This window comes from Chromobacterium sp. S0633, assembly GCF_024158805.1.
In the GTDB taxonomy this organism is placed as follows: domain Bacteria; phylum Pseudomonadota; class Gammaproteobacteria; order Burkholderiales; family Chromobacteriaceae; genus Chromobacterium.
Window position 1 is genome coordinate 34,724 of record NZ_JAMZGH010000035.1, and the last position, 6,810, is coordinate 41,533.

The 6,810-nt window shown below is 64.2% G+C and carries 9 protein-coding genes and 1 tRNA gene; 7 read left to right on the forward strand and 3 right to left on the reverse strand.

All coding sequences use genetic code 11. The annotated features are described in order from the left end of the window. Nucleotides 1–12: 12 nt before the first annotated feature. From NK214_RS18745 to NK214_RS18760, 4 genes are all read left to right on the forward strand, one after another. The gene (locus NK214_RS18745) at nucleotides 13–1,320 is read left to right on the forward strand and encodes an MFS transporter (RefSeq protein ID WP_253315201.1); all 1,308 of its coding nucleotides are present in this window, start codon (nucleotides 13–15) and stop codon (nucleotides 1,318–1,320) included. A gap of 136 nt (nucleotides 1,321–1,456) precedes the next feature. Next, nucleotides 1,457–1,774: a YqjD family protein gene (locus NK214_RS18750; RefSeq protein ID WP_048415023.1), complete on the forward strand. Its 318-nt coding sequence runs from the start codon at nucleotides 1,457–1,459 to the stop codon at nucleotides 1,772–1,774. Between the two features lie 3 nt (nucleotides 1,775–1,777). Continuing rightward, the gene (locus NK214_RS18755; protein WP_107798319.1) at nucleotides 1,778–2,167 is read left to right on the forward strand and encodes a phage holin family protein; all 390 of its coding nucleotides are present in this window, start codon (nucleotides 1,778–1,780) and stop codon (nucleotides 2,165–2,167) included. Then, complete coding sequence (locus NK214_RS18760; protein WP_107798318.1) at nucleotides 2,164–2,442, forward strand: hypothetical protein; 279 nt, start codon at nucleotides 2,164–2,166, stop codon at nucleotides 2,440–2,442. The genes NK214_RS18755 and NK214_RS18760 overlap by 4 nt, the downstream gene beginning before the upstream one ends. On the opposite strand, the gene NK214_RS18765 is transcribed toward NK214_RS18760, so the two are convergent. Then, nucleotides 2,443–3,417 (reverse strand): hypothetical protein, encoded by a 975-nt coding sequence (locus NK214_RS18765; RefSeq protein WP_253315202.1) that lies wholly within the window; start codon nucleotides 3,415–3,417, stop codon nucleotides 2,443–2,445. It lies immediately after the preceding gene. 71 nt (nucleotides 3,418–3,488) lie between these two features. On the opposite strand from NK214_RS18765, the gene tadA reads away from it, so the two are divergent. Genes tadA through NK214_RS18780 form a run of 3 tightly spaced genes read left to right on the forward strand, consistent with a single transcriptional unit; the run spans nucleotide 3,489 to nucleotide 5,330 of the window. Next, complete coding sequence (gene tadA, locus NK214_RS18770; RefSeq protein WP_253315203.1) at nucleotides 3,489–4,256, forward strand: tRNA adenosine(34) deaminase TadA; 768 nt, start codon at nucleotides 3,489–3,491, stop codon at nucleotides 4,254–4,256. Between the two features lie 4 nt (nucleotides 4,257–4,260). Continuing rightward, nucleotides 4,261–4,917, forward strand: coding sequence for a L,D-transpeptidase (locus NK214_RS18775; RefSeq protein WP_253315204.1), 657 nt, complete (start codon nucleotides 4,261–4,263; stop codon nucleotides 4,915–4,917). Beyond that, nucleotides 4,917–5,330: a DUF2721 domain-containing protein gene (locus NK214_RS18780; protein WP_019104308.1), complete on the forward strand. Its 414-nt coding sequence runs from the start codon at nucleotides 4,917–4,919 to the stop codon at nucleotides 5,328–5,330. Before NK214_RS18775 ends, NK214_RS18780 begins: the two co-directional genes overlap by 1 nt. Nucleotides 5,331–5,415: 85 nt before the next feature. On the opposite strand, the gene NK214_RS18785 is transcribed toward NK214_RS18780, so the two are convergent. Both NK214_RS18785 and NK214_RS18790 read right to left on the reverse strand, forming a co-directional pair. Then, nucleotides 5,416–6,168 (reverse strand): class I SAM-dependent methyltransferase, encoded by a 753-nt coding sequence (locus tag NK214_RS18785; RefSeq protein ID WP_227107147.1) that lies wholly within the window; start codon nucleotides 6,166–6,168, stop codon nucleotides 5,416–5,418. A 336-nt stretch (nucleotides 6,169–6,504) separates the two neighbouring features. Continuing rightward, nucleotides 6,505–6,580 (reverse strand) — tRNA-Thr (locus tag NK214_RS18790). Nucleotides 6,581–6,810 lie beyond the last annotated feature (230 nt).

Below are 6,810 nucleotides of genomic sequence, written 5' to 3' on the forward strand. Positions count from 1 at the left end.
ACCCAAACCGTCATGAACGCCATCGCCACGCCCGCCGCCGCACTTTCACGCTCCGACTACCGCACCCTGGGACTGGCCGCGCTGGGCGGCGCGCTCGAAATCTACGACTTCATCGTCTTCGCCTTCTTCGCCGCCACGCTCAGCCAATTGTTCTTCCCGCCGCAGATGCCGGAATGGCTGCGCCTGCTGCAAACCTTCGGCATCTTCGCCACCGGCTACCTGGCGCGCCCGCTGGGCGGCATCCTGATGGCCCACTTCGCCGACCGCCTGGGCCGCAAGCGCATGTTCAGCCTCAGCATGCTGATGATGGCCGGCCCCTGTCTGCTGATCGGCCTGCTGCCCACTTACGCCCAGATCGGCTATCTGGCGCCGCTGCTGCTGCTGTGCCTGCGGCTGCTGCAAGGCGCGGCGGTGGGCGGCGAGGTGCCCAGCGCCTGGACCTTTGTCGCCGAACACGCGCCGGCGCGCCATCGCGGCTACGCGCTGGGCCTGTTGCAAGCCGGCCTGACCATGGGCTATCTGCTGGGCGCGCTGACCGCCACCCTGCTGGCAGAAGTCTTCAGCCCTCAGCAAATGCAGGACTACGCCTGGCGGATTCCGTTCCTGCTCGGCGGCCCGCTCGGCCTGTTCGGCGTCTGGCTGCGCCGCTGGCTGAATGAAACGCCGGTATTCCTGTCCCTGCGCTCTCAGCGGCAGGAGCGCGCCTACCCGCTGCTGGAAGTGCTGCGCGCGCACCGGAGCACCCTGCTGCCGGCGGCGCTGCTGACCTGCGTGCTGACTTCGGCCGTGGTGATTCCGGTGGTGGTCACCCCCACCTTGCTGCAGCAGCACTTCGCCTGGCCGGCCAAGGACGCCTTCGCCCTGGGCAGCCTCGGCATCGTCTTCCTCAACATAGGCTGCGTGATCGCCGGCCGCGTCACCGACCGCGTCGGCCCGTTGCGCAGCCTGATCCTCTACAGCCTGTTGTTGCCCGTGGGCGTGGGCCTGCTCTACGCCAGCCTGATCGGCGGCTGGCGCTGGCCCGGCCTCGCCTACGCCGTCGCCGGTCTGTGCAGCGGCATCGTCGGCGTGGTGCCCTCGGCGATGATCAGTCTGTTTCCCGCCGACATCCGCGTCTCCGGCATCGCCGTCACCTACAACATCGCTTATTCGCTGTGGGCCAGCGCCGCGCCGCTGCTGCTGATCGCCGCCACGCCCTGGAGCCCCTGGATCTCGGCCCTGTTCAGCCTGGCCATGGGCGGCGTGGGCTTGTACGCGGCCAGCCGTTTCCGCGCGCCACGGCTTCCGCAGTGGGAAAACGTCGCCTACGGCCGGATTTGACGCAGGCGAAAGCGGTCAAATCCAGTGTTTGACGTCATTGGCCCAGCCTGATAGGTTCATGGTAGCCAGCTTGATTGCTGCACCGCGAGAGTCGTGCCTTCGCGGAATTCCCATTCATTTTCACCAGGAGATCTTTATGTCCAATGCCGCTGCAATCGCCAAGGAAAAAGAACAATTACTGGATGACGTGCGCCAGGTTCTGGTCAGCACCGAAGAGCTGATCGACGCCTCGCTGGACGACGGCAGCCAGAAAAGCAAGGAAATCCGCCAGCGCGTCAACGAAAAGCTGAAGCTCGCCAAGGCCAAGCTGCTGGACGCCGAGCAAGTGGTGGTCGGCAAGGCCAAGGTCGCCGCCAAAGCGACCGATCAATACGTGCATGAAAACCCGTGGAAATCCATCGGCATCGCCGCCGGCGTCGCCTTCCTGCTGGGCATGCTGGTTTCCCGCCGCTAAGGCATGCCGCAACGCCAATCTCCGCCCCGCCCCGGCAGCCTGCGCTCCTTCGCCGGCGGGGTGGCTTCCTTGCTGCTGACCCGGGCGGAACTGCTGTCGCTTGAAGCTCAGGAACTGAAAGACGACATCATCGGCAGCCTGTTCACCGGCATGCTGGCGCTGATCCTGATCGCCGTGGGCCTGATGGCGGGCCTGCTGCTGGTCTGGACGCTGACTCCGCCGACTCTGCGCGCCTGGGCGCTTGCCGCCTGCGCGCTGCTGTTCTGCGGCGCGGGCGCATGGCTGGCCTTCCGTCTGCGTCGACGGCTGCGCGAGCAAGGACCGGCCTTCGCCACCACATTGGAAGAAGTGCGCAAGGACTGGGCGGCCTTGGGCGGCGGAGACGCGCCGTGAACCCGAGAGACCGCGCCATCAAGAAACAATTGCTGGTGATGAAGGGCGAAGCGCTCAGGGTCAAGCTGCGCCTGGAGCTGGACACCCTGCGCCGCCATCCTCTCGGCGCCGCTGGAGAAGGCCTGAAAGCCTGGGGCCGGCACCGCGGGCTCGGCAAGATTCTGGCCGTGCTCGGCAGCCTGCTGCCGCCGGGCGGAAGGTTGCAATCCTGGCTGGGCACCGGCGCGCGGCTTTGGGCGCTGTGGCAGCTGGGACGCCGCTGGCTGCGCCGCTGATCAAGCCTGGACGTTCACGCCCCCGCCGGCTTCCGCCTCAAGGTGGACCTGGACGTCCATCTCCCCGTTCTCCGACACTTCCCCGGTCGCCAACATCTTCTCGATGCCGGCCATGTCCTTGTCCATCTCCTTCATCATTTTCCTGAGCTCTTGATCGGCCTGCAGTTGACGCGTCTGCTGCTTGAGCCAGTTTTGCAGCTGCTTCAACTTCATCATGATGTCCTGGATCACCCGGTCGCCCGCCACCGGATTGCCCCCGCCGGCGCGCGGCGTTGCGCCGTCGTCGCGCGCGGCCGCTCCCGCGCTTTTGTCGCCATTGGCCGCGGCCGCGTCGCCACGCGCGCCGGCGGCCGACACATCGCCTTCCCCATCCTTTGTCTGCCGCGTTTCGTCCTCGGCGGTTTGCGCCTTGGCTTCAATCTGCGCCTGGGCGGCGGCGCCGGAAACGTCTCCGCCGCCGCTGGTCGACTCCGGCGCGGCCTCGCTCGAAGCCGCCGCGCTTGCCGCCGCCGCCGCGTCGCCGCCTACGCTGATCGGCATCATCGAATCGGCGGCGTTCTGCGTCATGCTGGCCACCAGCTGCTTGAGCTCCTTGACCGCGCGCGCCAGCTCCGCCGCCAGCGCTTTCAGGCTGGCCTTGTCCCGGCCCGCCATCTGCGCCATCTGCAGCAACATATCCACCTTCTTTTTCAGCATCTCCTTCTGCATGCCATCCACTTCGGGCGAACGCTTGGGCAAGGGCCGCAAGGTCACCTTCAATTGCTGCATGAACTTGCCCAAGCTTTGCTGCAAGGAGGATTGCAACTGCTGACGCGCTTGTTGCGCCGGACCAGCCTGCAAGGAAGCCGTTGGAGCGGCGGTCTGGGCCGTTGCGGACTCGGCGGACGCAGCTGAAGCCGCTGGCGCGGCGCGACCGGCCGGCGGCTTGGATTGGGACAGCGCATAGGAGGCGGAATAGGGCTTTATCACGGGCATATAAGAAAAAACCTATGGTTATGACATTCTATCGGCCGTGCAGGGGATTTCTTTACGCTAAAATCGACATCATGCAAGACAAACCCGTCCCACCCGCTGAAACCATTGCGAGCCGCGCTCAGCTGGCCTCGCCCCCCTTGCCGCCCGCGGCCATCGCCTGGCTCGCCGAAATCGGCATTGTAGACGCCGACGCCCTGAGGCAACGCGGCCCGGTCCTGGCTTTCTTGCAATTGAAAAGCCGCGGACGCACCGCTACCCGAAAGCTGTTGTTCGCGCTGGAGGCCGCCTGCCGCGGCATTCATTGGAACCAACTCGGCGACGAAGCCAAAGACGCCTTGCTGCGGCAATTGGCCGCGCATCCGCCCGTGGCCGCCCCGCCGCCCGAGGCCGAGATCGCCCGTCATCTGGCGCTGGCTCTGGAGCTGGCCGCCCAGGCCGGTTCGGAGGGAGAGATTCCGGTGGGCGCCGTCGTCGTCCGGCAAGGCGAAGTGATAGGACGCGGCTACAATCAACCTATAGGCCGACGCGACCCCAGCGCCCACGCCGAGATCATGGCCCTGCGCGACGCCGCCGGCCTGCTGGGCAATTACCGCCTGGACGGCTGCGATCTGTACGTGACGCTGGAACCCTGTCTGATGTGCAGCGGCGCCATCATGCACGCCCGCATCGCCCGCGTGATTTACGGCGCGCCCGACGCCAAGACCGGGGCCGCCGGCAGCGTGCTGGACATTTTCGCCGACAGCCGCCTCAATCACCATGCCGCGGTGTTCGGCCAGCAACAGGCGGACGCCTGCGCGCAACCGTTGACGGCGTTTTTCCAAACCCGTCGGAAAGGCTGATGCCATGCTGCGACTGATGCTCGCCCTGTCCTTGAGCGCGTCCGCCTTCGCCGGCGACGCGGAAGACGACGCCGCGCTAGCGATGGACCCATTGGCGGCGGCGGCTTTCACGGTTCAGCAGCAGGCCGCCGCGCCCTTGCTGGACACCTCCCCCAATCCGCGCCATTACGGCGCGCCCTGGATTCTGGTCGGCGTGCGCAGCCAGACCCTGCGCCGCTACGACGGCTGGGGGCTGTTGCAACGCGAATATCAGGTGTCCACCGCGCGCAAGGGCGTGGGAGAAATCAGCGGCAGCTACCAGACCCCGCGCGGCTGGCACCGGGTCTGCGAACGCATCGGCGCCGGCGTGGAAGCCAACACCATTATTTTCCGCCGCAAAGTGACGCCCTGGAAGTACACGCCGGAACTGCACATCCAGTACCCGAACAAGGACTGGATCCTCACCCGCATTCTGTGGCTGTGCGGCGAAGAGCCCGGAAAGAACCAAGGCGGCGAAGTAGACAGTTATAATCGAGCCATTTACATCCACGGTGCCGGGGACCACGTGCCCTGGGGCACCCCCACCTCCCTCGGCTGCGTCCGCATGAAGAACCCGGACGTAATCGAACTATTCGACGCCACCGACAACGGCATTGATGTCCTGATTGATGAGAACGCCTGATGCACTCCGCGCTGACCCTGACCACGCCCGCCCTGCTGTTTCCCGCCATTTCCCTGCTGTTGCTGGCCTATACCAACCGTTTTCTCGGCCTGGCCGGCATCATTCGCAATCTGTACGAGGAGTACCGCGATAGCCAGGACCCCAAGATCCTGCGCCAGATCGGCAATCTGCGCACCCGCATCACCTTGATCAAATGGATGCAATGCCTGGGCATCGCCAGCCTGTTTCTATGCACGGTGGCGATGTTCCAGGTTTATACCGGCTGGCAGGCTTGGGGGGAGCTGACTTTCGGCATCAGCCTGCTGTGCATGATCTGCTCGCTGGCGGTGTCGCTGATCGAACTGCTGCGTTCGTCCGACGCGCTCAACATCCTGCTGTCCGATCTGCAAGCGGAATACGACAAGCGGCGCTGAAAGCCGGCCCGCCGCCGGCTACGCGCGGCGGGCGGTGCTGGATTGCTTGCGCCGGCAGATGGCGCAGAATCGGTTTTAGAACCCGTTACGCCGGGCGCCGCGCCACCAGCAGGCTCAGCGGCATGCTGACCCGGCACACCTGATCGCCATCGCCCCAGGCGCGGGCGATGCGGCTAGAGGCATCGTCCAGCACATGCTCGCCCAGGGTCTGTTTGCACAGCTTGCTGGCGGACAGCGTGTTGAGAAAGCCCAAGTATTGCTCCAGCGTCCAATCGCAATCAATCGCCAGATCCGGCGTTTCCAGCACAGGCAGCGGGCAGCCCGCCGTGCTGTAGCCGTCCCACAGTATCTGGCAGCGGCTGGACCAGAACGGTTCGATGATGGACGTCAAAATCGCCGCGGCGCGATCCACTTCGGGAGACACCCTGCATAGATGATAACCCCAGGCGGCGAACACGCCGCCCGGCTTGAGCACCCGTCCCACCTCCGGCCAGAACGACGGGAAATGAAACCAATGCAAAGCCTGCGACACCGTGATCAGATCGAAGGCGGCGTCGTCGAACGGCGTGACCTCGGCCGGACACTCGCGGTAATACACCTGATTATGCGCCTCGGCCTGACCCAGCTGCGCGGAGCTGATGTCCGTGGCGTCCACGCGCGCGAAACTGTCCCCCAACCTCACCGCGGTCTGACCGTTGCCGGTGGCGCAATCCCAGGCTCGCCCATATTCGGCGCACTGCGGCAATAGCCACTGATACAAGGCCTCCGGATACGCCGGACGAAACCGGGCGTATAAATCCGAATACAGGCTGAAAGTAGCAACGGAATTGGATAGCATGTTCGCTCTCTACAATTGCTGTAGCTTTCCATTAGATGACAGCCTAGACCGTCATGTCCATTCGTCATAACAGACGTTCACAATATATTTCAGCCCAGGCGCATTCTCAAGCCGCCCGCAATGCGGGCGGACTTCTGTCCATCGTGCCCGGCCACAAAAATGCTTATATCATAATCTGTCGGCAATCACCAGCCGTCGCGACGGCGTCCGGCTCCGGATTCGCAAAGCGAGCCAAGGGGAATCAAATAGGCGGGAAGGGGGAAAACCGGCAAGAGGCGCGCCGGAAACGCAAAAAAGCCCGCATAGCGGGCTGATTGCTGTTCTAAAGCGGGATTGTGGTGCCGGTAAGAGGAGTCGAACCCCCGACCTTCGCATTACGAATGCGCTGCTCTACCAACTGAGCTATACCGGCACATCACTCCGCCCTGAAGCAGAGCGCGTAATAATAAACAGTTTCCGCCGATTTGAAAAGGGGAGTCGGTCATTTCCAAATAACCGGCTTGATTCTTTAAAGTCCCCAATGCAAAAACCCTGAATTCAAATACTTGAATTCAGGGTTTTGAATCTGGTCGGAGTGAGAGGATTCGAACCTCCGGCCTCTACGTCCCGAACGTAGCGCTCTACCAGGCTAAGCTACACTCC

What these genes read in the sequence shown, in the direction of transcription:
- NK214_RS18745 (WP_253315201.1), top strand. Translation starts at nt 13, where the DNA reads ATGAACGCCATCGCCACGCCCGCCGCCGCACTTTCACGCTCCGACTAC.
- NK214_RS18750 (WP_048415023.1), top strand. Translation starts at nt 1,457, where the DNA reads ATGTCCAATGCCGCTGCAATCGCCAAGGAAAAAGAACAATTACTGGAT.
- NK214_RS18755 (WP_107798319.1), top strand. Translation starts at nt 1,778, where the DNA reads ATGCCGCAACGCCAATCTCCGCCCCGCCCCGGCAGCCTGCGCTCCTTC.
- NK214_RS18765 (WP_253315202.1), bottom strand. Translation starts at nt 3,417, where the DNA reads ATGCCCGTGATAAAGCCCTATTCCGCCTCCTATGCGCTGTCCCAATCC.
- tadA (WP_253315203.1), top strand. Translation starts at nt 3,489, where the DNA reads ATGCAAGACAAACCCGTCCCACCCGCTGAAACCATTGCGAGCCGCGCT.
- NK214_RS18775 (WP_253315204.1), top strand. Translation starts at nt 4,261, where the DNA reads ATGCTGCGACTGATGCTCGCCCTGTCCTTGAGCGCGTCCGCCTTCGCC.
- NK214_RS18780 (WP_019104308.1), top strand. Translation starts at nt 4,917, where the DNA reads ATGCACTCCGCGCTGACCCTGACCACGCCCGCCCTGCTGTTTCCCGCC.
- NK214_RS18785 (WP_227107147.1), bottom strand. Translation starts at nt 6,168, where the DNA reads ATGCTATCCAATTCCGTTGCTACTTTCAGCCTGTATTCGGATTTATAC.